24 protein-coding genes are annotated in these 26,277 nt (G+C 54.9%); 8 read left to right on the top strand and 16 right to left on the bottom strand.

Going from position 1 to position 26,277, the window contains the following annotated elements; all coding sequences use genetic code 11:
• Window position 1: 1 nt before the first annotated feature.
• Window positions 2–4,963, bottom strand: a complete 4,962-nt coding sequence (locus ABIB59_RS23010; protein ID WP_354037159.1) for an alpha-2-macroglobulin family protein — start codon at window positions 4,961–4,963, stop codon at window positions 2–4.
• A gap of 278 nt (window positions 4,964–5,241) precedes the next feature.
• On the opposite strand from ABIB59_RS23010, the gene ABIB59_RS23015 reads away from it, so the two are divergent.
• From ABIB59_RS23015 to ABIB59_RS23035, 5 genes are all read left to right on the top strand, one after another.
• Window positions 5,242–6,786, top strand: a complete 1,545-nt coding sequence (locus ABIB59_RS23015; RefSeq protein ID WP_354037161.1) for a PTS transporter subunit EIIC — start codon at window positions 5,242–5,244, stop codon at window positions 6,784–6,786.
• A 12-nt stretch (window positions 6,787–6,798) separates the two neighbouring features.
• Window positions 6,799–8,166 (top strand): 6-phospho-alpha-glucosidase, encoded by a 1,368-nt coding sequence (locus ABIB59_RS23020; RefSeq protein ID WP_317077379.1) that lies wholly within the window; start codon window positions 6,799–6,801, stop codon window positions 8,164–8,166.
• A gap of 215 nt (window positions 8,167–8,381) precedes the next feature.
• A complete protein-coding gene (gene sseA / locus ABIB59_RS23025) occupies window positions 8,382–9,227 on the top strand; it encodes a 3-mercaptopyruvate sulfurtransferase (protein WP_354037163.1) in 846 nt (281 codons plus the stop codon).
• Window positions 9,228–10,001, top strand: a complete 774-nt coding sequence (locus ABIB59_RS23030) for a MurR/RpiR family transcriptional regulator (protein ID WP_071193425.1) — start codon at window positions 9,228–9,230, stop codon at window positions 9,999–10,001. It begins immediately after the preceding gene.
• A 49-nt stretch (window positions 10,002–10,050) separates the two neighbouring features.
• Window positions 10,051–10,695, top strand: coding sequence for a DUF5066 family protein (locus tag ABIB59_RS23035; protein WP_354037165.1), 645 nt, complete (start codon window positions 10,051–10,053; stop codon window positions 10,693–10,695).
• Window positions 10,696–10,734: 39 nt separating this feature from the next.
• Here ABIB59_RS23035 and sseB read toward each other — a convergent pair whose 3' ends face one another.
• From sseB to trmJ, 11 genes are all read right to left on the bottom strand, one after another.
• Complete coding sequence (gene sseB / locus ABIB59_RS23040; protein WP_335258107.1) at window positions 10,735–11,538, bottom strand: enhanced serine sensitivity protein SseB; 804 nt, start codon at window positions 11,536–11,538, stop codon at window positions 10,735–10,737.
• Window positions 11,539–11,662: 124 nt separating this feature from the next.
• The gene (pepB, locus tag ABIB59_RS23045) at window positions 11,663–12,952 is read right to left on the bottom strand and encodes an aminopeptidase PepB (RefSeq protein WP_354037168.1); all 1,290 of its coding nucleotides are present in this window, start codon (window positions 12,950–12,952) and stop codon (window positions 11,663–11,665) included.
• A 60-nt stretch (window positions 12,953–13,012) separates the two neighbouring features.
• Entirely contained in the window at window positions 13,013–13,213 is a 201-nt protein-coding gene (gene iscX, locus ABIB59_RS23050) for a Fe-S cluster assembly protein IscX (RefSeq protein WP_039079658.1), read from the bottom strand.
• Between the two features lies 1 nt (window position 13,214).
• Window positions 13,215–13,550, bottom strand: a complete 336-nt coding sequence (gene fdx, locus ABIB59_RS23055) for an ISC system 2Fe-2S type ferredoxin (RefSeq protein ID WP_039079657.1) — start codon at window positions 13,548–13,550, stop codon at window positions 13,215–13,217.
• Between the two features lies 1 nt (window position 13,551).
• The gene (gene hscA / locus ABIB59_RS23060; RefSeq protein WP_079496155.1) at window positions 13,552–15,402 is read right to left on the bottom strand and encodes a Fe-S protein assembly chaperone HscA; all 1,851 of its coding nucleotides are present in this window, start codon (window positions 15,400–15,402) and stop codon (window positions 13,552–13,554) included.
• Window positions 15,403–15,420: 18 nt separating this feature from the next.
• Window positions 15,421–15,936 (bottom strand): co-chaperone HscB, encoded by a 516-nt coding sequence (gene hscB / locus ABIB59_RS23065; protein ID WP_079496154.1) that lies wholly within the window; start codon window positions 15,934–15,936, stop codon window positions 15,421–15,423.
• A gap of 122 nt (window positions 15,937–16,058) precedes the next feature.
• On the bottom strand, window positions 16,059–16,382 hold the full coding sequence (iscA, locus tag ABIB59_RS23070; protein ID WP_039079654.1) for an iron-sulfur cluster assembly protein IscA: 324 nt from the start codon (window positions 16,380–16,382) through the stop codon (window positions 16,059–16,061).
• Window positions 16,383–16,395: 13 nt separating this feature from the next.
• A complete protein-coding gene (gene iscU / locus ABIB59_RS23075) occupies window positions 16,396–16,782 on the bottom strand; it encodes a Fe-S cluster assembly scaffold IscU (RefSeq protein WP_003860661.1) in 387 nt (128 codons plus the stop codon).
• A gap of 27 nt (window positions 16,783–16,809) precedes the next feature.
• A complete protein-coding gene (iscS, locus tag ABIB59_RS23080) occupies window positions 16,810–18,024 on the bottom strand; it encodes a cysteine desulfurase (RefSeq protein WP_039079653.1) in 1,215 nt (404 codons plus the stop codon).
• Between the two features lie 242 nt (window positions 18,025–18,266).
• Entirely contained in the window at window positions 18,267–18,758 is a 492-nt protein-coding gene (gene iscR, locus ABIB59_RS23085) for a Fe-S cluster assembly transcriptional regulator IscR (protein ID WP_039079652.1), read from the bottom strand.
• A 217-nt stretch (window positions 18,759–18,975) separates the two neighbouring features.
• A complete protein-coding gene (gene trmJ, locus ABIB59_RS23090; RefSeq protein WP_039079651.1) occupies window positions 18,976–19,710 on the bottom strand; it encodes a tRNA (cytosine(32)/uridine(32)-2'-O)-methyltransferase TrmJ in 735 nt (244 codons plus the stop codon).
• A gap of 117 nt (window positions 19,711–19,827) precedes the next feature.
• Here trmJ and suhB point away from each other — a divergent pair, with 117 nt between their 5' ends.
• Window positions 19,828–20,631 carry an inositol-1-monophosphatase gene (gene suhB / locus ABIB59_RS23095; protein WP_039079650.1) on the top strand — a complete coding sequence of 268 codons (804 nt, stop codon included), beginning with the start codon at window positions 19,828–19,830 and terminating at the stop codon, window positions 20,629–20,631.
• A gap of 52 nt (window positions 20,632–20,683) precedes the next feature.
• Here suhB and ABIB59_RS23100 read toward each other — a convergent pair whose 3' ends face one another.
• Together ABIB59_RS23100 and ABIB59_RS23105 are read right to left on the bottom strand one after the other, a co-directional pair.
• On the bottom strand, window positions 20,684–21,664 hold the full coding sequence (locus tag ABIB59_RS23100) for a nickel/cobalt transporter (protein ID WP_071193427.1): 981 nt from the start codon (window positions 21,662–21,664) through the stop codon (window positions 20,684–20,686).
• On the bottom strand, window positions 21,655–22,293 hold the full coding sequence (locus ABIB59_RS23105; protein WP_039079648.1) for a DUF1007 family protein: 639 nt from the start codon (window positions 22,291–22,293) through the stop codon (window positions 21,655–21,657). The genes ABIB59_RS23100 and ABIB59_RS23105 overlap by 10 nt, the downstream gene beginning before the upstream one ends.
• A 124-nt stretch (window positions 22,294–22,417) precedes the next feature.
• On the opposite strand from ABIB59_RS23105, the gene csiE reads away from it, so the two are divergent.
• Window positions 22,418–23,695: a stationary phase inducible protein CsiE gene (csiE, locus tag ABIB59_RS23110; RefSeq protein ID WP_354037174.1), complete on the top strand. Its 1,278-nt coding sequence runs from the start codon at window positions 22,418–22,420 to the stop codon at window positions 23,693–23,695.
• Here the strand turns inward: csiE and ABIB59_RS23115 are convergent.
• Together ABIB59_RS23115 and rcnR are read right to left on the bottom strand one after the other, a co-directional pair.
• Entirely contained in the window at window positions 23,692–24,831 is a 1,140-nt protein-coding gene (locus ABIB59_RS23115; protein WP_071193428.1) for a 3-phenylpropionate MFS transporter, read from the bottom strand. The two genes, csiE and ABIB59_RS23115, sit on opposite strands and share 4 nt — an antisense overlap.
• 98 nt (window positions 24,832–24,929) lie before the next feature.
• Window positions 24,930–25,202 carry a Ni(II)/Co(II)-binding transcriptional repressor RcnR gene (gene rcnR / locus ABIB59_RS23120; protein ID WP_039079645.1) on the bottom strand — a complete coding sequence of 91 codons (273 nt, stop codon included), beginning with the start codon at window positions 25,200–25,202 and terminating at the stop codon, window positions 24,930–24,932.
• Between the two features lie 142 nt (window positions 25,203–25,344).
• Between rcnR and ABIB59_RS23125 the strand changes: the two genes are divergently transcribed.
• On the top strand, window positions 25,345–26,238 hold the full coding sequence (locus tag ABIB59_RS23125; protein WP_354037177.1) for a nickel/cobalt efflux protein RcnA: 894 nt from the start codon (window positions 25,345–25,347) through the stop codon (window positions 26,236–26,238).
• The last annotated feature ends 39 nt before the right edge of the window (window positions 26,239–26,277 follow it).

Genomic DNA, 26,277 nt, shown 5'->3' on the forward strand with positions numbered 1-26,277 from the left:
GCTATGGGCGAACGATCAACGGACCGCTTGCGGCCCCTGTTGCCCGCCACTGCGGCACATACATAGACTCCACCTGCGGCATCGGCAGTTGATAGGTTCCCGGCGTTACCGCACGCGCAAGGTAAACCAGCGTGACTGGCTGCCCTTCGCTAACGGAGACGGCGGCGACAAAGCGATCATCGCGGAATTCCATATGGGCAATATCAGCCTGCTGCATACGGTTAAGGAGTTCCTGCACTTCGCTGCCGCTATCCTGCAGGCTCGCGCTGCTGCTGGCCAGATTCTGGTTTTCCAGTTCCAGTCCGGCTGGCAGAAGGTCAACCACCAGCGCATCTGGCACGTTGTGGCTGGCGCGGACTTCAAGCCAGACCAGCACCAGTTCGCCGCTTTTCAGCGAGGCCAGTGATTTTGTCTGCCCATCGGTACCAAGGATCTGCCGTTCGATATTCAGGACATTGCTGGCCGGTGCCGGGGTGTACTCCGGATACCCTGTACTGTCGAGACGCAGCCACATCGGGCTTTCACCGGTGTTTGTCACCGTCAGTGCCGTCATCTGGTCCGCGTTGAGTTCACGGGTTTGCGGTTTGTCGCCTTTCAGCTCTTCACTGGTCAGGGAGGTCTGTGCCTGCCATGTCCCCGGCAAGTTCTGCAAATGACGCCCCGCCAGATAAAGCGCATTGCTTTCCTGCGTGGAGAGCCAGCGTTGGCCATAGGCCTGTTCAGACAAGGTGGTCAGCAACTTGTTCTGCGCATCCGGCAACAGCGAATTTTCTTCCAGCAGCGACAGCATCAGCGCGTTATCACGCAGTTCGCTACCGTAATCCGCCATCCAGCGCTGCGCTTTCGCACGCGGTGTAGTTAACGCCAGCGCCAGTGCCTGTTCACTGCGCGGAGCATCGCCCATCAGCTTGAGTGCCACCCCCAGTTGCAGCAGAGGCAGACCCGCTTTCGCCTGCGCATGACGCTGCCACAGTTCGCGCAGCGCGCCGAGTGGGGCTTTCTGCTGACGTGCAAGCACCAGCGCCGCATAGCTTTGCGCCGCAAATTTTGTCGCCTGGACATCGTCGCTGTAACGCACAGCCATCACCGCCGGGTCCTGCAAGTAACGCAGCAGACGGCTATTGGCATTATTCAGCGCCTCCACCGGCACGCTGTAACCCTGCTCTGAGGCGCGGACCAGGAAGTCAGTCACGTAGGCGGACAACCAGTACTCTTCCGGCCCGTTTTTATCCCATAACGAGAAGCCACCGTCATCACGCTGCATTTGCAGCAAGCGGGCGATACCGATCTCCACTGCCGCACGGCGCTGTTCATCGCTATCACCCTTGATACCCATCGCCTTAAGCTGAGCCGCATTGGTATACAACGACGGGAACAGCCCGCTCGCCGTCTGCTCAAGGCATCCGTACGGGTAGGCTTTCAGCTCCTGAATGTAACGGGCGATGTTGAGTGAAGGACGTCCGCTCAGCAACAACTGCCCCTGCAGGGCTACTGGCGAAATACGTTTCGTATGCTCAGCCGGTGCATTCCAGGTCTCATGCGGATAGAGCATGACATCGCTGCTGATAGTCTGTGCCGGGTAAGCCGGACGCACACCGATTTTCCACGATTTAGTCTGCGTCGCGAAGGTTTCCCCCGGCAACGTCAGACCTGAAATGGCAGCCGTCACTTCGCCATCGCCATAACCGTCCAGCGCACGTACCGGAATAAAGAGCGTCATCCGCGCCCCTGGCGCTACGTTCACCGGCTTCGGTTGCTCGCTTTCCAGCGCCAGTAAGCCTTTTGCCGCCAGCGCAACATTCAGCGTCTGCGGCTTATCGGTGAGGTTGGTAATATCGAGCGTCAGGCGGCTGGTATCGCCACCGGCCAGGAAGCGAGGCGTGTTGAGCTCGGTAATCACCGGTGCGGCGACAATCACTTTGCTTTCGCTGTTACCGAAGTCTTCCGCGGTCCAGGCCTGCGCCATTACGCGCAGTTCACCGTTAAAGTCGCCAATTGGCAGCGTAACCGTGCCTTCACCCTTGTCGTCCAGCGTAACCGGCTGCGCCTGTTGGGCAATGATGGTGACATGGTTAACCGGTGGCTTGCCGCCACGGTTGAGCTCGTCACCATCACCACCAAAACGTAACGCGGCAAGACGCCCCTGCCCTTCAATCACCTGACCATAGATGTCATAGATATCGGCGCCATAGCGTTTTTGCCCAAAGAAGGCTTCCCACGGGTCTGGCGTAACATAATCCGTGATATTCAACACTCCGCTATCTACTGCGGAGACCAGCACGTTGACCTGTTTTGGCACGGTGCCGTTTTTCAGGCTGGCCTTCACCTTGACCGTCAGCGGCTGGTTCGGACGCATTTTTTGCGGACTTTCCAGGGCCACGGAGAGGCGGCGGTTTTCATCCCCCATCGGCAGATGGAGCAAGCCCACGGCGCGTTTCGGCGTTGCCGATTTGGACTTATCTCCCGGACGCACTACCAGCGTGCTCAGGTAGAGGTCATGGCGACGCCATTTCTGATCCACCGGAATAGAGAGATCCAGCCCTGTCGCGGGCACGTCGATTTCCTGCCACCACAACGGCCCTTCGCTGGACTCAATCATGGCGTAGCCTTTGCCTGCCGCCGGTGCGGTGATGTGCAGCTTAATGGTATCGCCCGGCTGATAGGCGGGTTTGTCCAGCTTCATCGTGACACGGTCAGGGCGTGCGGCCCCGGTGCCGTCGCTGTTATCCTGCCAGCTATAACCGGCCCAGAAACGGACGCTACTGACGCTTTCATCAGGCGCTTTGACTTCAAGGCGATATGAGCCCCACTCTACCGGTACGGTAATTTTCCCGGTTTCGTCAGCGGTGAGATCCAGCGTCTGCTCATTCTCTACCAGATCTTTTTGATCAAACTGTGACTGCCAGCCTTCGCTTTCTGACCAGTTCCAGTAGTAGTCGCGACGTTCGCGAATCAATCGGACCTGCAGGCCAGAAACCGCTTTTTTCACGCCCTGCGCATCGGCATAGACAATGTCAAAACCGGCATTACCATTTTCATCAACAATCGGCTGGTTGACGGTGGTATCGGTGCGGTAATCGTAAACCGCCTTCGAGGCAAACTGCGGACGGATACCCGGCAGCACAGGCGCAGGCCAGATAGCCTGTTCAGCACGACGCGTGACCGGACGACCGCCCGATTCAAGCAGGCTTGCCTGCAAAATAACCTGCAACGGTGAGTGAGTTTCCTGCCACTGGCTGGGGGCTGTAACCTGGCCATGGCCTTTTTCATCCAGTGTCAGATGCACTTCATCCAGGGTACGCGTCAGATTTTCATCGGCAATGTCGCCAAACTGAAAACCTGGCAGCGCTTTTACCGCTTCGCGTAAAGGGCGCAAATAGAGCTGGCCCTGCAGGGTATTGCCGTTGGCCGGCGCGCCGTACAGGTAATAGCCAGCGACGTTGAAATCCACATCCTCATCGGCCTTAAGCGGTGTCGGTTGAGGGCTCAGATTCAACGCCATGCGTTCCGGCATAAAGTCTTCTACATGGAAAGACCAGCTACGCAGTTGGTTATCCCCGGTATTGGCGCGAATCGACCATGTACCGGTCTGCGCACTGGCATCCAGGGCGTAGGTAAAATGATACAGACCGTTTGTCGGCTGGCTTACCACGGTACGCATCACCTGACCATCCGGTTTGACCACCTCAAGCTTCACGGGCTGATCGGCGAGCGGTTTACCGTCGCTGTCACGCAGCAGAGCATTTACGATCACGGTTTCGCCGGGACGGTAGAGATCGCGCGGGCCAAACATAAAGAATTGCTTGCTGTAACCCGGATCACCGGCAATCGCAAATTCCGCCAGATCGAGGGCAGGAAGCTGTAAGTCGAGCAAGGTTGTTTCGCCGTCTTTACGCGCCAGAATCAGTGCCGCTTCTTTGTCCGTGGTCAGCGTGGCATGCCCCTGTGCATCGCTGGTCGCCTGCGCCAGCGTCTGGCCTTTATCGTTCAGCAGCACAACATCGACGCCCGATTGCGCCGCACCATTTTCGAGGCCCTGGGTGAAAATATCTAACCGGTTATGGTAACGGTGGGCGGACAGGCCAATATTACTCAGCGTAAAAAGGGTCGCCGCATTGCTATAGCTATAGTGCCCCGCCTGGTTCATAACGGCGATATAGACTCCGGCCTGCTGTAGGGGCTTGATTTCCCCCAGCGGAAGCAGAAGTTTTTCGCGGGTGTTACGTGCCGGATTGAGGTCAAACCGACCGGTGTAAACCAGATCGGCCATTTTCAGCAAATTGTCCGACTCCCAGTTGGTCAGCGCGTTGCGGTATTCCCACTGGCTAACGAAAGCCGCCAGCGATTCCGGCTTCACGCGGTAGAAGTTAACGTCCACATTATTGACGTTAAGCGCCATAACCGGCAGCCCTTCCACCACTTTTCCAGGCAGTAAAGAACCACGGCTGGCAAAGCCAACGGTAGGCTGAATATCACGGGTGGTAATCGCCTTTTCGTAATCAATACCAAAAGTGGCTTTATTAAGCGCCACCAGCCCGCGGTCAACGGATACCAACAGTTCGCGGTTGGGTTCAAGGTGACGCAGGCGAAGTTCTTTCAGGTTTGTGGAGAGTTCCCATGCCCCGTCGACTTTGCCATTCTTTTTATCCACCACGTGGACAGTCTGGGCAAAGTTCTGATCCGGATCGAGCGGAACGGAAAAGGTCAACACCAGGGCGGCCGCGCCCTCAAGCTGGACCTCTGAGGCATCTACCAGCGTTAACGGCTTGCCTTCACTGCTCGCCGCCAGTTGTTTGAGTTTTTCGCCATCCGGTTTTGTCGCGGGTGGCGTTTGACTCGCGGCTGGCGCGGCTGCCGCCGGAGCGGCCTGCGCTTCCTGAGGTTTATCGTTGTTATCACAACCTGCCAATATGAACGCACTAAAGAAGGCGATAGCGATCGCCGTCGAACGTTTCAGTTTCATCCTTTATCCCTGGCCCACAAAGCCTGTTAATTCGTTAAGCGTAAGTATTATGCGTGACTTTGCCGATTACAAACACCCTCCCAGAATCTGGAAAGCGCTTCGCTGCGTTTAGCCGGTTCGATCAGTCATGTTACCGCGATCACAGGTCGTAACGTTACATGTTACCTTTCAGGTCATTTGTTTTTAAAACAATGAGATAGGTAGCTTACTTTTGCGTGTACCTGCTAACGTTAATGCATCTTCACCCCTTTTTTGCGGTTCATATAAGAGAGAACGTTATGAGCAGAGCCGTTAACGCCCTACAAAATTTCGGGAAGTCCCTCTTTGGTCCGGTGCTGATTTTGCCGATTGTCGGCTTGTTTATCGCCTTCGGAAATATTTTCGGCAACGGCAACCTGGCAGAGTACCTGCCGTTTCTCGGTCATCCGCTGATTCAACATACCGGGCAACTGATTGCTAAATCCGCCGTCTCCGTGTTGGCAAATCTGGCGCTGGTGTTTGCAGTCGGCATTCCCGTCGGTCTCGCCGCACGTGATAAAGGCTATGCCGCGCTCATTGGTCTGGTCACCTTTATCGTGTTTATCAATGCCATGAATGTCACCTTGCAGATGCAGGGCGGGCTGGCAGCGGCCGATCAGATGAAAGCCGCGGGCCAAAGCATGGTGCTGGGTGTACAGGTGCTGGAGATGGGGGTCTTCGCTGGGATCCTCACCGGCGCGCTATCGGGATATCTGTACAACAAGTATTCCGGCGTACAGTTTTCCGGGGCGATGGCTATCTATTCCGGTCACTGCTTTGTCGCCATCATCATGCTCCCTGTCTCTATGGTGCTGGGTGTTGTCATGAGCGAGCTGTGGCCTTTCGCCCAGCATGGCATCAGCACGCTGGCAATGGCCATTAAAGGTGCCGGGCCATTCGGCGTGGCCATTTATGGCTTCCTGGAGCGCATTCTGGTTCCCACAGGCCTGCATCACCTGGTCTACACGCCATTTTTATATACCGAACTGGGCGGTACGCAGGAGGTGTGCGGCTCGATGTACCAGGGCGCGCGCAATATCTATTTTGCCGAAATGGCCTGCCCGGACGTGAAACAACTGAGCAGCACAGTGGTCTGGGATGCGCGTGGCATCAGTAAAATGTTCGGCCTGCCCGCCGCCGCACTGGCCATGTATTTGACCGCCAGGCCCGAACGCAAAGCGGCGGCGAAAGCAATTCTTATCCCCGCAGCGCTCACCTCCCTTCTGGTTGGGGTGACCGAACCGCTTGAGTTTTCTTTTCTGTTCGTCGCACCACTTCTGTTCGTGGTGCACGCGGTGCTGACCGGCATCGGCATGATGCTTTTCTCGCTGCTTGGCGTCCATGCCATCGGCGCAAACGGCATCATTGATTTCATTCTCTATAACCTGCCGCTCGGCACTGTGAAGTCGAACTGGCCGATGTACATCGTGGTCGGGCTGATTATGTTCGCCCTCTACTTCGTTATTTTCCGTTTCCTGATTTTGCGTTTCGACATGAAGACGCCAGGCCGGGAAACCGACGACGAAGAGACACGTTTGTACAGCAAGCAGGATTACCAGGCCAAAGGTAACAACGACGGGCTGGGCGAGGCAATTATCGAAGGACTTGGCGGACGCGGCAACATCGAGGTGGTAGACAACTGCTATACCCGTCTGCGCGTCACGGTGAAAGATGTCGCCACCATTGATGAACCTCGCCTGAAAGCAACAGGCGCGAAAGCGGTCATCAAACAAGGCAATAACGTTCAGGTGGTCTACGGGCTGCATGTCAAAAAAATGCGAGAAGCCGTTGAGGCGTTTCTCTAAAGGAGACTAAAGATGTTGAAACCCCCATTTATTCTCTCTATCGCCGGTGGCGGCAGCACCTACACGCCAGGGATTGTCAAAAGCCTGATGGTGCGTCTGGAGGATTTCCCGCTGGCGGAAATTCGCCTCTACGACATTGACGAAGCCCGACAGAGCACCATAGCACCGGTGGTGGAAAAAGTGATTCGTGACCACAGCCAGAGCATCAAATTTACCGTCACCAGTGACCCGGAAGCGGCCTTTAGCGGTGCCCATTTCGTCTTCGCCCAGATGCGTGTCGGCCAGTACAGAATGCGCGAGCAGGATGAGAAAATCCCGCTGCGTCATGGTGTGGTGGGTCAGGAAACCTGTGGACCTGGCGGTCTGGCGTACGGTCTGCGCACCATTCTGCCAATGGTGGAACTCATTGACCTGGTCGAGCGCTACGCCGATAAACGCGCGTGGATTGTGAATTATTCCAACCCCGCTGCAATTGTTGCCGAAGGGGTACGTCGTCTGCGTCCGGACGCCCGCGTGCTCAATATTTGCGATATGCCGGTGGCGGCGATGCGCAATATGGGAGCGATCCTCGGCGTTGATCGCCACAAACTGGAGGTGGATTACTTCGGCCTGAACCATTTTGGCTGGTTTACCCGCGTGCTTGTTGATGGCGAAGACAGACTGCCTCAACTGCGTGAACACATTGCCCGCTTTGGCCTGCTCACCGAAGATGCCGCGCAGACCGATCCGCAACACTCGGATCCGTCGTGGGTGAAGACATGGCGCAATATTAAACCGCTGATGGATCATTTCCCGGAATATCTGCCGAATCCCTATCTACAGTACTACCTGATGCCCAACGAGATTGTTGAACATCAGGATCCCAACTATACCCGCGCCAATGAGGTGATGAACGGCAGGGAGAAAAAGCTGTTTGCCGCAGCCCAGGAGTATCAACGTACCGGCGTCTTACCGGATGCGTTTCATGTCGGGGTTCACGGCGCGTTTATCGTTGATGTCGCCTGCTCGCTGGCCTTTGATTTACGTCAGCGCCATCTGGTGATCGTCGAAAATAAAGGGGCGATTGCGAACCTCCCCTACGATGCAATGGTAGAAGTGCCGGCGTACATCACGGCAAACGGACCGGAGCCGGTGCGCATGGGGGCGGTGCCGTTGTTTCATCAAACATTATTGATGCAGCAACTGGCTTCGGAACAACTGCTGGTTGAAGCCACCATTGAAGGTAGTTATGAAAAAGCCCTGCAGGCCTTTACGCTCAACCGCACAGTGCCCACCATGCAACACGCTAAAGCGATTCTTGATGAAATGATCGCGGCGAATCGCGAATACTGGCCCGCGCTGCAAAAAGCCTGGGAAAATGGGCGGGCGATAAAAAAATAACGAGGATACTCGCGCCTTTTGCGATGGTTGCTTGTCGGGGCAGGAAAAAACGTTAACAATTCAGGATATACCCTGAATAATTCAAGTTGCAGGCAGGCGGCAGATGAGAGAATCCCCGAAGCTTACTGATGTAAGTGACCGGGATGAACGAATCCAGCCAATACACCTGCAGCCTGAAGCATGGCGGGTTTCTTGTTGATGACACGGAGGCAACCATGTCCACCTCTTTTTTTGTCTCAGCCGACTGGCTGATTGAACACGCCGATGACCCCGAAGTTCAGGTCATCGATGCCCGTATGGCACCCGCAGGCCAGGAACACACCCGTAATATGACGGCTGAATACCGCGCCGGGCACATTCCCGGGGCGGTATTTTTTGATATCGAAGCCCTTTCTGACCACACCACTTCGCTGCCGCACATGTTACCGCGCCCGGAAGCCTTTGCCGTCGCCATGCGCGAGCTGGGCGTAAGCCACGACAAACATCTGGTGGTCTATGACGAAGGCAATCTCTTCTCCGCCCCGCGCACCTGGTGGATGCTGCGTTATTTCGGTGTCGAGCGGGTTTCAATTCTGGCAGGCGGATTCGCAGGCTGGCAGCGCGATGAACTGCCGCTTGAGCAGGGTGACGCCAACTTGCCGCAATCTGATTTCGAGGTGAAAGTTGACCCATCACTGGTTAAACGCCTGACCGATGTGCTGCTGGTCAGCCACGAGCGTACCGCACAGCTTGTGGATGCCCGCCCGGCGGCCCGTTTCAACGCCGAGGTGGATGAACCGCGTGCAGGCCTGAAACGCGGCCATATTCCCGGCGCGCTGAATGTGCCTTGGGGCGATCTGGTGGTTAACGGTGAACTAAAAACGACAGACGAGCTGGAGGCCATTTTCACACGTCAGGGCGTTAATCTGCAGGAGCCGATTATTGTCAGTTGCGGCTCGGGTGTCACCGCCACTGTCGTCATCCTGGCACTGACCACGCTCGGCGCAAATAACGTGAAGTTGTACGATGGTTCCTGGAGTGAATGGGGCGCGCGCGACGACTTGCCGATTGAACCTGCGTAAATGGATAACCGTTTAGCGCCCCTTTTAACGCGCGGGGAGTCTCTTACCCGCGCCGAATACCGGGTCCTCGCCCACCTCACGGATCACCCGCTGCTGGTGGGCAATATCACCGTCCGCGATCTGGCGACGGCGACATTTGTCTCTACTGCCACCATTATGCGGCTATGCCAGAAACTGGGGTTTAGCGGCTATAGCGAATTTATCTGGCACTGCAAACAGCTTCTGGCCGATACCCCTCATATCCCAGAGCAGGTTACGGGAAACGGCAATACCCTGCCTGCGCTTTTCCATCAGTTTATGGCGAACTATCAGCAGACCTTTCAGTGGGTAACCGAGGAAAAACGCCAACGGTTTGTCACATTACTGCGCGAGAAAGAGAGTTTTTTTCTTTATGGCGCCGGGTTTTCATATCTGTTTGCGGAATACCTGACAAAAAAATTGCAGGTGCTGGGCAAGACGGCATTTATTTCCGGCCCCGGCGACAGCCGTAATATCTTCCTCAGCAACGCGGCGCGTTACCAGGTGTTTATCGCCGTCTCACGTAGCGGCGAAACGGAACAGGTTCTGGATAAAGCGCGTATTGCACAGAATGTCGGTATGACAGTAATCGCCTTTACTCGCGCCTCGGCGAATACGCTGGCAAACCTCGCGGATTTGCATTTTGCGCTGTATGACGAAGCGGTGCATTTTGCCGCCGAAGCGGCCGGGGTAACGTCGTTTGAGTCGAATCTGGTGTTACTGATGGATTTACTGCTACTGGAAGCGACGGGCTAATATCATTATAGTAAGGTCCTTCGTGAATTATATTTACAAGGAAAGTGAAATGAATTATTCATTACCTGAATTAATGGACTTAATAAAAAGCGTCAACCGTAATAAAAAACTCAACCCCATGTCTATGGAAGAGATAAAACGTTTACGTATAAGAAAATATCGTGATGAAGCGAATACGGAAACGGTTGAACTTCCCGAGAGCCTCAAAGCGTTATTAGCCTACGACCGGGACATGCTTACTAAATCAAACATCCCCGTACTTCACGCTCTTTTGGCACAAATCGATGCTGAGGGCGTCATTCATTCTGCAACGCCAGATATTGACGCATACTATGGTATGTCCATGGATGAGTCAGGGAAATCGCTTGATGATCTGATGCCAGTCTGGAATGACGATGCCAAACTCCCTGCGCTTGTTCGTATAAATCACGCAGGCGACCAAAGCATTTTTATTTATGTTACCGAGCTTGACCCGCAGGGAGAATATCCGATTGCGCGCATGGAACGTTTTGAATTATGGCTGGCGGAATCATCATTAATTGAATATATGTATTTTATTAATGGAATTAGTACGGAAGATAATCCTCTCTGGGAAAAACAGCGCGAAGCAAACCAAATTCGTGATGAGAAAATGATTAATCTGGAAAGATTCCATGATGCATTGTTTGATAAACTGGATGAAATGCCAAATTAATTTTTCAGAAAAACGGCGCAGCCTCTGCGCCGTTACACATCAGATAATGCGGTTGTTCTTCAGATCGCGCAGGAAACTGCCCCAGCGGCGCTCATAGAAGGGGGTGATATGGGCAATCATAAAATGGCTGACCCCGTGTTCCCCTTTTACTACCTGGCAAATATCCACCGGCTCATCACCCGGTAAGGTATCCATTGCCACACTGCCTGCCGCCTCAATCACGCTCTCAATGTCGCCTTCGGCTTCAATACCAATCAGCAGGTTCGGCTGGGCATCATTTTTCTCTTTGATAGAGCAAAGATACGCACATTTCACGTGGTTGAAGGTCGAGAACAATTTGGTCAACGAATCGATCATTTGCGCGGGTGGCTCTGCCACTTCGGACAGCAGCAGCGACATGCCGCCTTCCAGCACTTCCTGCTGGCTTAACGGACTGTCATCTTTACCCACCAGATGGTTGATTTCACGCGGCGTGAGCTCTTTCCCGGTCGGTAACTTCGCATTGAGGAACAGCGTCTCACCGAGCGTCATTTCAAATAGCGTACGCGCAGGCATCACCACAAATGCCTGCTCCGTTTCCACCGCCTGCTGCAGGGCTTCGAGGGAGGTGAAAAAGGGGATCACCGACTGGCCGTCGTCCTTTTCCCAGTGCTGTAGATCCAACGCGCTGTCTTCAACAATGGCTTCATCTTCCGCGGCAGTGCCTGGCACCCAAACAGTGGATTCCAGCAATTTGCGGAAAAATGCCGGGCGGTAAGCCGGCTCGGTCGCCGCTTTTTCCAGTAGGCTATCGAGAGTTTCAGGCTCGTGATGATGGTCGTGTTCGTGGTCTGAATGAGACATAAATTTTACTGTTCGTTTAAGCTGTTTGATGCCCTCACCCCGGCCCTCTCCCACAGAGAGGGGGACGGCCTGCACCGTACAACCCCCTCCCCCCTTTGGGGAGAAGGTCAGGATGAGGGGAAAATTACTTCGCGGTCAACAGATTCGCGATGGCACGCACGCCAAGGCCCGTCGCACCCGCAGCCCACTGCTCCACCGCCGCTTTACGATAGGTCGCAGAGCAGTCGATATGCAGCCAGCCCTGCTGATAATTTTCCACAAAATGCGACAGGAAACCTGCCGCCGTGCTTGCCCCTGCCGGGAACGCCGCGCCAGCGGTGTTATTCAGCTCGGCAAAGTTTGACGGTAGCTGATTACGGTGGAATTCCGCCAGCGGCAAACGCCAGAACGGCTCGTTTTCCGCCGCAGCGCTGGCCAGTAAACGGTTTGCCAGTTTGTCATCGAAGCTAAACAGCGCATGATAGTCATTACCCAATGCGGTTTTGGCAGCCCCGGTCAGGGTCGCGGCATCGATGATAAATTGCGGTTTCTGCGCGGAGGCATTAATCAGACCGTCTGCCAGCACCAGACGCCCTTCCGCATCGGTGTTCATGACTTCTACGGTTTTGCCGTTGCGGTAGCGGATGATATCGCCCAGTTTGAAAGCGTTGCCGCTGACCATGTTATCCGCGCAGCACAGGTAAAGTTTCACCCGCTTTTTCAGGCCGCGTGTAATCGCAAATGCCAGTGCGCCGGTCACCAGCGCAGCACCGCCCATATCGGATTTCATCGAATCCATAAACGCGGTCTGCTTGATGCTATAACCGCCGGAATCGAAGGTAATGCCTTTACCGACCAGACAGGCATAGATTGGCGCTTCTGCATCGTCCGTCGGATTATAATCCAGCGACAGCAGGACCGGCGGACGTTCAGAACCGCGCCCGACAGTATGGATACCCATATACCCTTTTTCGCGCAGATCTTCGCCTTTCACGATCCGGTAAGAGACCGCCTCGCCGCCCACGTCATTGAGCAGATCCACAGCGCGTTGCGCCAGTTGTTCCGGCCCGAGATCTTCTGCTGGCGCATTGATGATGTCACGCACCCAGTCGATAGTTTTCAGACGGCTGTCGAGCTCTTTTTGATCGGACTCTGATAAGTTCGGCCACTCAACATTGCGCGTCCCTTTCGGCCCTTTGTAACCGGCCCAGAACGCCCAACTGCGATCCGCGTTCCAGCCTTCACCGCTCAGCGCGACATGCTTTATGCCCATGCCATCAATTTTGCGCGCGGCGCGCTGGATTAAGCCTGTGTCATCTTTACCGGTCAGGTGCAGGGTGATGCCGTCGTTATTAATACTGTAGAGCGCTTTTTCGCCCCAACGAGCGTCTGCGCCCTGGGTCGTCAGCGTAATTTTCATCGCTTCTGTTGTCATTGTTTTGTCCTTTAGCGCATGGGATATGAAAACGGGCCGCCAGAAGGCAGCCCGTCGATATCAAGATGCTTCATCTAACCAGACTAGCAGAATTGCTTCGAGAATCTTTTCGTTCGATGCGTTCGGATCGTCATCAAAATCTTCCAGATCGCAAATCCACTGGTGCATATCGGTGAAGCGGACAGTTCTCGGATCGAGATCCGGGTTAGCGTCATACAGCGCCTCGCCGATCTCGCGACTGTCGGTCCATTTCAGTGCCATATTAATGCTCCCGGGCGTGGTTGATAGTGTAACGCGGGATCTCCACAACCAGATCTTCGTCGGTGACACGCGCCTGGCAGCCCAGGCGACTTTCCGGCTCCAGACCCCAGGCTTTATCCAGCATGTCGTCTTCGTCTTCGCTGCTTTCCGGCAACGAATCAAACCCTTCACGCACGACACAGTGGCAGGTGGTACAGGCGCAGGATTTCTCACAGGCGTGTTCAATCTCAATACCGCCACGCAGGGCTACATCAAGAATGGTCTCGCCGCTCTTAGCTTCCAGAACTGCGCCATCGGGACAGAGGTCCTGATGAGGCAGAAAAACGATCTTTGGCATGTTAAACCTCGTCGACGGAATGGCCTTTTAACGCGGTGCGCACGGATTGATCCATGCGGCGCGCGGCGAATTCCTGGGTTTGTTTGTCTAGATTTTTAATGGCTTGTTCGATGGCATCAGTATCATCGCCGTTAGCAACCGCACTTAACTGTGCGATAGCCTCGTCGATAACCGTCCGCTCTGCGGCGCTTAACAGCGCGGCATCTGTCGCCAGCGCACCGTTCAGGCTTTCCAGTACGCGGGCAGCTTCCACTTTTTGTTCGGCCAGCATACGCGCTTTCACGTCCTGCTCAGCGAAGCTCATGGAATCTTTAATCATGGTGGCGATTTCGTTGTCGGTCAGACCGTAGGATGGCTTGACCTGGATAGCCGCTTCAACGCCGGTGGATTTCTCCATCGCCGTCACGCTGAGCAGGCCGTCCGCATCCACCTGGAAAGTAACACGGATATGGGCGCCACCCGCTGGCATCGCCGGGATACCACGCAGCGCAAAACGCGCCAGCGAACGGCAATCCTGCACCAGTTCGCGCTCGCCCTGCATTACGTGGATAGACATGGCCGTTTGACCATCTTTGAAGGTGGTGAACTCCTGCGCACGCGCCACCGGAATGGTGGTATTACGCGGGATAACTTTTTCCACCAGCCCACCCATGGTTTCCAGGCCAAGCGACAGCGGGATCACATCCAGCAGCAGCATGTCGCTGTCTGGCTTATTGCCCACCAGAATATCGGCCTGGATCGCCGCGCCAATCGCGACAACTTTATCCGGGTCGATGGAGGTCAGCGGCGTTCGACCAAAAAACTCACCCACTTGCTCGCGAACCAGAGGGACCCGCGTGGAGCCGCCCACCATTACCACTTCCAGCACTTCGTTCGGCTCAACACCCGCATCTTTCAGCGCGCGACGGCAAGAAAGCAAGGTACGTTTGACCAGCGTCGAAATCAGCGCTTCGAACTGTTCACGGGTCACTGTGCCCTGCCAGCCAGCCACCTCAACGGTGACGGACGCGGCATCGCTCAGCGCAATTTTTGCGGCAATGGCGGCGTCAAGCAGTTCACGCTGCAGACGGTTGTCGCCATGCTGAGGCAGGTTCGCCTGCTCGCGGATAAAATCTGCCAGCAGATGATCAAAGTCATCGCCGCCCAGCGCGGAATCACCGCCGGTGGCCAGCACTTCAAACACCCCGCGACTTAAGCGCAGAATGGAAATATCAAAGGTACCGCCGCCCAGATCGTAAACGGCAATCACCCCCTCTTTCCCGGAGTCCAGGCCATAGGCTATCGCCGCTGCAGTCGGTTCGTTGAGCAAACGCAGAACATGAAGGCCCGCCAGGCGCGCGGCATCTTTGGTGCCCTGACGCTGCGCATCATCAAAATATGCCGGAACAGTGATAACCACGCCGTCCAGCTCGCCGGACAGGGATTCCTGCGCGCGCAGCGCAAGGGATTTCAGGATATCAGCAGAGACGCGGATCGGGTTTATCAGCCCCGCGCTGGTGGCAATCATCGGCAGACCGTTCTCGCTTGCCTGCAATTGATACGGCAGATGCGGGTAACGTGCCTGGATGTCGCTCAGCGCGCGGCCCAGCATGCGTTTTACGGAACTGATGGTATTAACCGGATCCTGTGCGGCGTTGGCACGCGCGTCATAACCCACGGTATGTTCGGTGGCTGAATAGTGCACAACCGAAGGTAACAGATGACGCCCGGCGCTATCGGCAAGGGTCTCAGCCTGGCCGCTGCGTACAGTAGCAACCAGAGAATTGGTGGTGCCTAAATCGATGCCTGCCGCCAGGCGACGCTGATGCGGCGCGGCACTCAAACCAGGCTCACTAATTTGTAATAAGGCCATCTTGTGCTTCCAGAAAAATTAAAAACCGAGCAGTTTTTCTTCGAGTTGTTCTATTGAGCTGCGCAGTTTATCGAGAAAACGCAGTTTACGCACGGTATCCGCCGCGACATCCCACGTTTCAGTATTCAGTTGTTCGACCAGTTGCTGATGGCGGGAATCAAACATACCTTTCACGCGTTTGCTAAAGCTTTCCAGACGCGCCTGATCCCGCGCCTGTTCAATCTCATCAAGCTCTTCGCGCAATTCCAGTTGTTCCATCAGAAAAGCGGTATCGCGCACCGTGTGCTGTTCGCTGGCGAGATCGAAGCCGTGCAGTGAAAGGAGATATTCCGCGCGGTTCAGCGGGCTACGCAGCGTCTGCCATGCCTGATTGATGGTTGCAGACTGCTGCAGCGCAGCCAGTTGTTCTGCCTGGGTTCCGCTGGCGAATTTATCCGGATGGTATTGACGCTGCAGATCCTGGTAACGTGACGCCAGCGCCTGAATGTCAATCTGATAGTGGGCGGATAACCCAAAGAGCGTGAAGTAATCCATAGCAATCTCGGAATAGCCTGCTAAAACAAACCCCACGCACAGTCATACTCTGCGTCCTTCACGCTGTCTCAGCGCGAAGGATGTGAGTCTTTTCTATGGTGGGGCTTATCGGTGAAATGCAATTACACGTTAAAGCTTTCGCCGCAACCGCACTCGTCTTTGACGTTCGGGTTGGTGAACTTAAACCCTTCGTTCAGGCCTTCTTTAACGAAATCCAGTTGCGTGCCATCAAGGAATTGCAGGCTCTTGCCGTCGATAACGACCTTCACACCTTTATCTTCGAACACGGTGTCTTCCGCCGAGGGTTCGTCAACAAATTCCAGTACGTAGGCCATGCCAGAACAACCAGAGGTTCTGACCCCCAGACGCAGGCCAAACCCTTTACCGCGGTTGGCCAAAAAGTTATTCACTCGCGTTGCAGCACTGTCGCTCAGGGTAATCGACATACAATGCCCTCAATTATTTTGCTTCACGTTTACTTTTGTAGTCCGCAATTGCGGCCTTAATCGCATCTTCCGCCAGAATAGAGCAGTGGATTTTTACCGGCGGCAATTCCAGCTCTTCAGCAATGTCAGTGTTTTTAATTGCCTGCGCTTCATCCAGGGACTTGCCTTTTACCCACTCGGTGACGAGTGAACTGGAGGCGATTGCCGAACCGCAACCGTAGGTCTTGAAGCGCGCGTCCTCAATGATACCTTCATTGTTGACTTTGATCTGCAACTTCATTACGTCGCCACAGGCTGGCGCACCCACCATACCGCTACCAACGCTCTCATCGCTGTTGTCGAAAGAGCCGACGTTGCGCGGGTTTTCGTAGTGATCGATTACTTTTTCGCTGTAAGCCATGTTCTGTTCTCCTGATTCCGCTACCGATTAGTGATGTGACCATTCAATGGTGTTCAAATCCACGCCCTGTTTGAACATTTCCCACAGTGGAGAAAGTTCGCGCAGACGACCAATGGAGTTGCGAACCAGCTTGATGGCGTAGTCAATCTCTTCTTCGGTAGTGAAACGACCTAAAGAGAAACGAATAGAGCTGTGTGCCAGCTCGTCAGTCATGCCCAGCGCACGCAGCACGTAAGAGGGCTCCAGGCTCGCCGAAGTACAGGCAGAACCAGAGGAAACAGCCAAGTCTTTGAGCGCCATGATCAGCGACTCGCCTTCAACGTAGTTAAAGCTGACGTTGAGGATGTTCGGTGCGCCCTGGTCGAGATCGCCGTTCAGGTAGACCTCTTCCATATCTTTCACGCCGTCCCACAGACGGTTACGCAGACCACGCAGACGCGCCATCTCGGTTTCCATCTCTTCTTTGGCGATACGGTAAGCTTCACCCATGCCGACAATCTGGTGTACTGGCAGGGTACCGGAACGCATGCCGCGCTCGTGACCGCCGCCGTGCATCTGTGCTTCGATGCGGATACGCGGTTTACGACGCACATACAGCGCGCCAATCCCTTTCGGGCCATAGATTTTGTGGCCGGAGAAGGACATCAGATCCACTTTCAACTGGCTCAGGTCGATAGGCAGTTTGCCCACGCTCTGGGTCGCATCAACGTGGTAGATAATGCCGCGCGCACGGCACATTTCGCCGATGGTCGCGATATCCTGTACCACACCGATTTCGTTGTTCACGTGCATAATGGAGACGAGGATGGTGTCGTCACGCATGGCCGCTTCGAGCTCTTTCAGGTCGATGATGCCGTTGCGCTGAGGCGCCAGATAGGTCACGTCGAAACCTTCACGCTCGAGCTGACGGCAGGTGTCCAGCACGGCTTTGTGTTCGGTTTTGCTGGTGATGATGTGCTTGCCTTTTTTCTGATAGAAGTTGGCCGCACCTTTGATCGCCAGGTTATCGGATTCGGTCGCGCCAGAGGTGAAAACTATTTCACGCGGATCGGCACCAACCAGCTCAGCAATCTGATTACGGGCGATATCAACCGCCTCTTCAGCTTGCCAGCCAAAACGGTGAGAACGAGAAGCTGGGTTACCAAAAGTCCCGTCCAGAGTCAGACACTGCATCATTTTCTCAGCAACACGCGGATCCACCGGCGTCGTTGCGGAGTAATCGAGATAGATCGGTAATTTCATTGCTCTATAAACTCCGTACATCACTCAATGCAATGAATCAGGCTACCGGCTGGATGTACGACCGTTTATACGGGGTGACGGATCACCCCGGCCTGATTCTGAATTCTTATAGTGTTTTAACCTAACTGTTTTGCGGTGCGGCAAGGCGGCAAGCTTGTGAATGCCCAGGAGCTTACATAAGTAAGCGCCCGGGTTAAACAAGTGCGGCCAACGCAGCAGCGCCCCGAAACAGGACGGGTAAATTATGCGCGCAGCTTAACGTCGATGGCATCCTGACCACGGGTCGTGCGATGGGATTCGTGCGTATGCTGACGATCGGACACATCGAGGATTTCCTGGTTATTGACCAACTCACCCAGGGTGATGTTGTTCAGGAAACCGGTCAGACGATCGCTCAGGTCACGCCACAGCGCATGGGTCAGGCACTTGTCGCCGCCCTGGCAGCCGCTTTTACCCTGGCAACGGGTTGCATCAACAGATTCGTCAACGGCGCTGATCACTTCACCAACAGCGATACTGCCTGCATCTTTACCCAGCAGATAACCGCCGCCCGGGCCACGCACGCTGGCCACCAGGCCATTTTTGCGCAAGCGAGAGAACAGTTGTTCCAGATAAGAGAGGGAGATTCCCTGACGTTCGGAAATATCCGCCAACGGTACCGGGCCCGTTTCGGAGTTGAGCGCAACGTCCAGCATTGCGGTCACGGCATAACGCCCTTTAGATGTCAGTCTCATGTCTTAACTTAGCCTCAGACTCGCCCCTGCCCGGGGTTTTTATTAAAATTTAAAATAATGTCGCATAGCAGGGGCAAGTCTGACATTCCTGACTAAATTGGTCAACTATTTACTTGACTGTTTTAGTCAGGTATTTGGCTTTACGTGCCGTTTTGCTTAAGGGCACTCTTCGCCCGCTGAAGCAGTCGGAACACACGCAAGAAAAAATACAGTAACCCTACTGTTTTTCCTGCGTTTTCTGCTCAATTGACGCCAGAATTCCACGCAGGATATTCAGTTCCTGGCTTTCCGGACGCGCACGGGTAAAGAGGCGGCGCAACTTGTTCATGACCTGTCCCGGGTGGCTTTCACGGATAAAACCGGTGGAGAGCAGCGTCTTTTCCAGGTGTCCATAGAAACGTTCCAGATCATCTACCAGCGGATACGGCGTCTCTTCATGTTCTTCCGTGGTGTCGTTTTCCTGCGTCGCCAGCCACGCCATACGGACTTCGTAAGCAATCACCTGAACCGCCATCGCCAGGTTCAGCGAGCTATATTCCGGGTTGGCCGCAATGGCGACGTGATAATGGCATTTCTGGAGTTCGTCATTGGTCAGGCCAACGCGTTCGCGACCAAATACCAGCGCAACTGGCGCATGCTGTGCCTCAGAAACGCTTTTTAAGCCACACTCACGCGGGTCGAGCATCGGCCACGGCAGCGTACGCGAGCGGGCGCTGGTACCGACAACGAGGCTACAGCCTGCCAGCGCCTCATCGAGGGTATCGACGATTTGCGCATTGCCAATCACATCGCTGGCACCTGCGGCCAGCGCGATTGCCTGGGAGTCCGGTTTAACCAGCGGGTTCACCAGCCAGAGGTTGGTTAAGCCCATCGTTTTCATTGCGCGGGCGACGGAGCCCATGTTGCCAGTGTGAGAGGTTTCAACCAGCACAATTCGAATATTTTGCAGCATATTTTTTCAACGGCTAAAGAATATTCGCGCATATTATCATAAAGCGAAGACATAATCCGAATTCGCTGCTATCATACGCGCCGTTTTCCGTTCTTTAACATCCAGTGAGAGAAACCGATGCATCCGATGCTGACCATCGCCGTGCGTGCTGCGCGCAAGGCGGGTAATGTAATTGCCAAACACTATGAAACCCCGGACGCTGTAGAAGCGAGCCAGAAAGGCAGTAACGATTTCGTGACTAACGTAGATAAAGCTGCAGAAGCAGTGATTATCGACACTATCCGTAAATCTTACCCGCAACACACCATTATCACCGAAGAAAGCGGTGAGCATGAAGGCACAGATCAGGATGTTCAATGGGTTATCGATCCACTGGATGGCACCACCAACTTCATCAAACGTCTGCCACACTTCTCCGTCTCTATCGCCGTGCGCATTAAAGGCCGCACCGAAGTCGCGGTCGTTTACGATCCAATGCGTAATGAACTCTTCACGGCAACCCGTGGTCAGGGCGCGCAATTGAACGGCTATCGTCTGCGTGGCAGCACTGCGCGCGACCTGGACGGCACCATTCTGGCGACCGGCTTCCCGTTCAAAGCCAAGCAACACGCGGCGACCTACATCAACATCGTTGGCAAACTGTTTACTGAGTGCGCGGATTTCCGTCGTACCGGTTCTGCTGCGCTGGACCTGGCCTATGTGGCTGCGGGCCGCGTCGACGGTTTCTTCGAAATCGCTCTCAAACCGTGGGATTTTGCGGCAGGCGAACTGCTGGTTCGTGAAGCAGGCGGCCTGGTGTGCGATTTCACCGGTGGTCATAACTATATGACAACCGGCAACATCGTTGCAGGTAACCCACGCGTCGTGAAAGCGATGCTGGCAAACATGCGCGAAGAGCTGAGCGACGCGCTCAAGCGTTAATGCCTGATAACCGCTTGCGGCCTGGCTGCAAGCGGTACTCTCTTTCGGCGAATCAAAAAGGCCGAAGCCCTCTTCCCATGATTTCCGCACTGAGCCACATCACAACCGATGCGGTGACAAGAATCGCCCCACCCGCCAGCGCGAGCGTCGTCCAGCCAACCTGCTTCCATAAGGCGGGGGCTTTATTCGCACTCAATTTCACCGCCAGTTGACGAAAACTGTGCACCAGTAGCGCCAGCGTCGAGATTGTCAATGATGTCCCGGCCGCCATCGCCATCGCCGAGGCAACACCCCAGCCGAAAACGCCAATCACCTTACTGAACAGCAGTACCATAATGGCCCCGGAACAGGGTCGCATCCCCATAGAGAGAATGATCATCAAACGCGCGCGCCAGTCGTCGCCCTGCTGTAGCTGTTCCGCCGTGGGCAGATGCTGATGTCCACACCCGCAGTGTTCATGATGCTCATGATGTGGCGTAAACGCGGTAAACGTAGGTTTGCGTAACAGGCCGCGGAGTTTATTGACAGCACGCCAGCAGAGCAACAGGCCCAGCACCCCCACCAGCGCGTAGCTACATTTCTCCAGCCAGAAGCTGCTTAAATGAAGCTGACGGGCCGGTAGCGCCAGTACGCTCAATACGACAAACACCAGCGTCACCGCCACCAGCCCTTGCAGTAAGGAAGAAGCCAGCGTCAGCCCAATACTGGATTTCAGGCGTGAAGGATGCGTTGCAAGCCAGGTGGTGATCACCACTTTGCCATGCCCCGGCCCGAGCGCATGCAGTACGCCATACATAAAGCTCACCATCAGCAGAGAACCACCCGCGGCGGTCGGGTTTTCTGCCACGGCCTGAATCAGAGCGCTCATTTGCCGGTTAAACGCACGCTGCCAGCCGACACTTTCACGCAGTACCTGCGGCCAGACGTGCCAGAGCCAGAAGACACCCGCCAGCGCGAGCACGATAAAGAGGGCCAGAGGCCACCACTGCCGCCAGCGCCGCAGCGGTCGGCGTGTTGTGTTAATTACGGACATTGTACCGTCACCGTCTGCGCGAACTGTTTACCCAACTGCATGTCTTCCTCCGGCGCATCCGCTTTATCCAGCGATTGTGCATAGTTCAGCACATCTTCCCCCGGCTTCGGTGTTTTAACTGTAAGTTTGCATGTCTTCTGTACGGCATCCGGCAGCGTGGCATCACTTTCACTGGCATAACTCATGTCGACAAAATAGGTCGGATCATAGGTGGAAAAAGTATACGTCTGCCCACTCAGCGGCTGTGGTTCTGCCAGCGGCAACACAAAGGTAAGCACGGCCTTATGTCCTTCTCTCGCAAGGCCATAGCTTAAGGGTCGATTTTGAAATTTCACTTTTTGCCCGTTATGCCAGACTTCGGTGAAGTAATGCTGCCCCAGCACATTGGCCATCACTTCCGCCGCCAGCTTTTTCCAGATCTCGTCACCCGGTTTGGCATCACCCGCATCATAGAGGAGATCGGCGGAGGTAATTTCATCCATCGTCCAGCGCATATTCAGCCCGGTCCATTGCCCGTTATCCACCACAAGCTGCATTTTTATGCGGATGAAACTGTGCGGATGCGCCAGCGCACTGAATGATAAAAATGCGAGAAAGAGCCCAAAAGCGCATTGTTTAACTGCTTGCATGTGTTCCTCACGAGAAAAATTCTGTGATGCTCTCCGGCAATCCTGAAGGAAAGGGCTGCGGCTGCGCTTTCACCAGACATACCTTTAGCTATTCTTATCAAACAACCTTACTGGAGCCTGACAGATGACTATAGAAATGACACCGCCATCTGTGCTCTCCAGTCCGCAGCGCCGCTGCCAGGTGCTTTTGATGCTCGCACTCCCAGGGCACACTGTCACCACGGAAATCATACGTGCCATGAATGGCGTGGATGAAGAGGTCACCCGGCAGGATATTGCCGAGACCGACCATGAGATCCAGCGTTTTCATCGGCTGACTATTACGTCCCGACAGGACGGCAGCTACCGGATTGAAGGCACAGCACTCGACCAACGTTTATGCCTGTTGCAATGGCTCCGGCGTGGGCTGCGCTTATGTCCCCATTTTATCACTCAGCAGTATGCGCCAGCGCTCAAAGCCGCCCTTAAACAACAGGGGGTTGCCCGCACGCTGTATGACGACACCAATTTGCGCGCATTGATTAACCTCTGCGCCCGGCGCTTAGAACGGTCATTTGAATGCCGCGACATTCAGTTTCTGCGTCTCTATCTCCAGTACTGCCTGCTGCAAAGTCACTACGGTTTTACGCCGGAGTTTAACCCGGTTCAGCAGGCATGGACACAGATGCGCGCAGAATACGCAGCGGCGCATGAAATCGTGCGTCACTGGCGCCGTCGTGTTACCGCGTTACCTCCCGGTAACGAACATGCCTTTCTCTCGCTGCTGTTTATGATGTTGCGTACCCCGGATCCACTGAACGACAGCCAGCAACAGGATAAACGCCTGCAACAAGCCATTACGCATATGATTGCCCGTTTTCGCGCGCTTGCCGGGCTGCGTTTCAGCGATGAGCAAGGGCTGGCGGCACAGCTCTATGTTCACCTGGCCCAGGCGCTGGATCGTAATCTCTTTGGAATTGGTATTGATGACAGCCTGCAGGAGGAGATTATCCGTCTTTATCCACGGCTGGTACGCACCGCGCGCGAGGCGTTATTGGTGGTGGAAAAAGAATACGGCCTGCGTTTTAGCGATGAGGAAGCGGGCCTGGTGGCGGTCATCTTCGGGGCATGGCTGATGCAGGAAAGCGATCTGCATGAAAAACAGGTCGTACTGCTTACCGGCCACGAGCCAGAGCGCGAACAGGAAATTGAATTGCAACTGCGTGAACTCACGCTGCTGCCGCTCAATATTAAATATCTTCCGCTACAGGACTTTCAGAAACAGGGGGCTCCGCGCAATGTCACGCTGATCGTGACCCCGTACACGACCCCACTCCCCCTCTTTTCACCGCCGCTGATCCATGCGGATCGCCCGCTGACCGGTCATCAGCAGGCGCATATCCGTGAAATGCTTGAAGCTTAAGGCTGAGCGGCAACTTTCGGGCGCAAAAACAGTGCAGGCACTGCCAGTAGCGCCATCACCCAGAACAGCCCCTGATGCAGATGCTGGAATAAGAATCCGGAGAACATGGTCATCACCGCAATACTTCCGCCCATCGCGACGGCCGAATAGACAGCCTGCAGGCGAATTATCTCATTGTCTTTGCGGGCAGCGATGTAGCGCATACCGGCCAGATGGCAGACGGTAAAGGTACCACAGTGCAGGATTTGTACGACGATAAGCCACGACAGATCTGTCGTCCATCCCATCAGGCCCCAACGCACCAGCCCACAAACAGCAGACAGTAAAAGCAAATCGCGGGCGCTAAAGCGACGGAACAACCGGTTACTGAGCGTAAAGACAACGACTTCTGCGACCACCCCAAGTGACCAGAGATAGCCCACCGTTGAAGCGGAATACCCCGCTTCCTGCCAGTAGATGGCGCTGAAACCATAGTAGGCAGCGTGCGCCCCCTGCAGTAGCGAAACGCAAACCAGGAAACGCCAGCTTTTTACGACCAGGTCGCGCCATGCCTTCCAGCCGGTGGCATCCTGATGGCGGGTATCTCCCTGCGGTAAAATCGACGGGCGTAGCAGCATTCCCAACAGCATAGAAGCAACCCCCAGCGTCAGCATCGCCAGCACCGCACGATAATCAAATTCGCTAACCAGTTTTCCGGTTGCCGCCGAGCCAATCACAAAGGCGATAGAGCCCCAGACGCGAACCCGACCGTAGTCCATGGGAAACTGTTTCTGCCAGGTGTTGGCAAGCGCATCCGTCAGGGGAACCAGCGGTGAGAAAAAGAGGTTAAAACCGATAATCACCACCATGAGCCAGGCCACATGAGTCCCGGCCCAAAAGGCGAGCGCGAACACCAGCGTAATCAACGCAAGGAGACGTAAGGCGTTAATGAGAAGTGAGGGGTTACTGACGCGAGGTGCAATAAGCAGGCTGCCGAGGAAACGGGCTACCAGGCCTGCACCGAGCAAGATCCCGATGGTTTCCGGCGTGAGTCCTGTGCCTTTGAGCCAGACGCTCCAGAAGGGCAAAAAGATGCCGTAACTAAAAAAGTAGGTGAAATAAGCGAGCGCCAGCCAGCGCGTGGACTGCAAAACCATGATTCCCTCCTGAATGAGGCGATAGTCTGGAGGTAAATCAATAAACTGGCAAGTAACAGTTATATAACAGGTTGGGGAGGCGTGTTATTCCCTTACCGTTAGCGGATATAGGAATCCAGCACACTCAGCACCACATCAAGGTCGGCTTCACGTTTGACTTCGTCATTTTCATGAACGATATGATCGGTCAAATGCCCTTTAATAACCTCACGCATCAAACCGTTAACCGCCCCGCGAATAGCCGCGATTTGCTGCAAAACCTGTGCGCATTCATGCGGTTCATCAAGCATCTTTTTCAGCGCCGCAACTTGCCCTTCAATCTTACTCGCCCGTGCTTTGAGCTTTCTTTTATCCCGAATGGTATGCGACATACTGGCCTCATTTTCGCGTCTGCTGAGTGGAAAAATCATATCACAGAACAACTGGGGGGGAGTTTCTTTCTACTGGGGGATAGTATTTTTTACTGGGGGGGAGTAGATTTAAAAGAGATAACAATTAGCGAGAATTATTCTCATGACCGATTTTGCGACCCTCTTTCAGCAGGGAAATGGCTGGTTTTTCATTCCGAGCGCCATTCTGCTCGGCGCGCTGCACGGCCTTGAACCTGGGCATTCAAAAACGATGATGGCAGCCTTTATTGTGGCGATCAAAGGCACCGTAAAACAGGCCGTTATGCTCGGTCTTGCGGCCACGCTGTCTCATACGGCGGTGGTCTGGCTTATCGCGATGGGCGGGATGTTTATCAGCCGTCGGTTCACTGCCGAAGCCGTTGAGCCGTGGATGCAGATGATCTCAGCGGTAATTATTCTGGGGACAGCCGCATGGATGTTCTGGCGTACCTGGCAAGGTGAGCGCCAGTGGCATGCGGGTCACCACCATGATCATCACCACGGTCATGACCACCATCACGATCATCCGCATCCCCACCCTCATGCTCAAGGTTTGATTTTCCAGCCTGCTCAAGCCGCCAGCCTGAGCCTGCGCCAGCCGGTGATCCTCTCTACGCGGAAAGTGGAGAAACAAGAAGAGTATCGTGACGCGCACGAACTGGCCCATGCCCGGGATATCGCGCGCCGCTTTAACGGCACAAAGGTGACCAACGGGCAAATTCTGCTGTTTGGCCTGACAGGTGGGCTCATCCCCTGCCCGGCAGCGATTACCGTGCTGCTGATCTGTATTCAGCTTAAGGCGTTAACGCTGGGCGCTACGATGGTGGTGTGTTTTAGCATCGGTCTGGCATTAACCCTGGTTGCGGTAGGCGTGGGAGCGGCAGTGAGTGTGCAACATGCGGCGAAACGCTGGTCAGGATTCAATACTCTTGCGCGGCGCGCACCCTATTTCTCAAGCGTATTGATTGCACTGGTAGGGATTTATATGGGCGTTCACGGCTATTTCACCCTGCGATAAGGCAAAAAAATGCCCGCAAGATGCGGGCATTTTTGTATG

The sequence above is a fragment of the Citrobacter sp. UYEF32 genome, assembly GCF_040546205.1.
Taxonomy (GTDB): domain Bacteria; phylum Pseudomonadota; class Gammaproteobacteria; order Enterobacterales; family Enterobacteriaceae; genus Phytobacter; species Phytobacter diazotrophicus.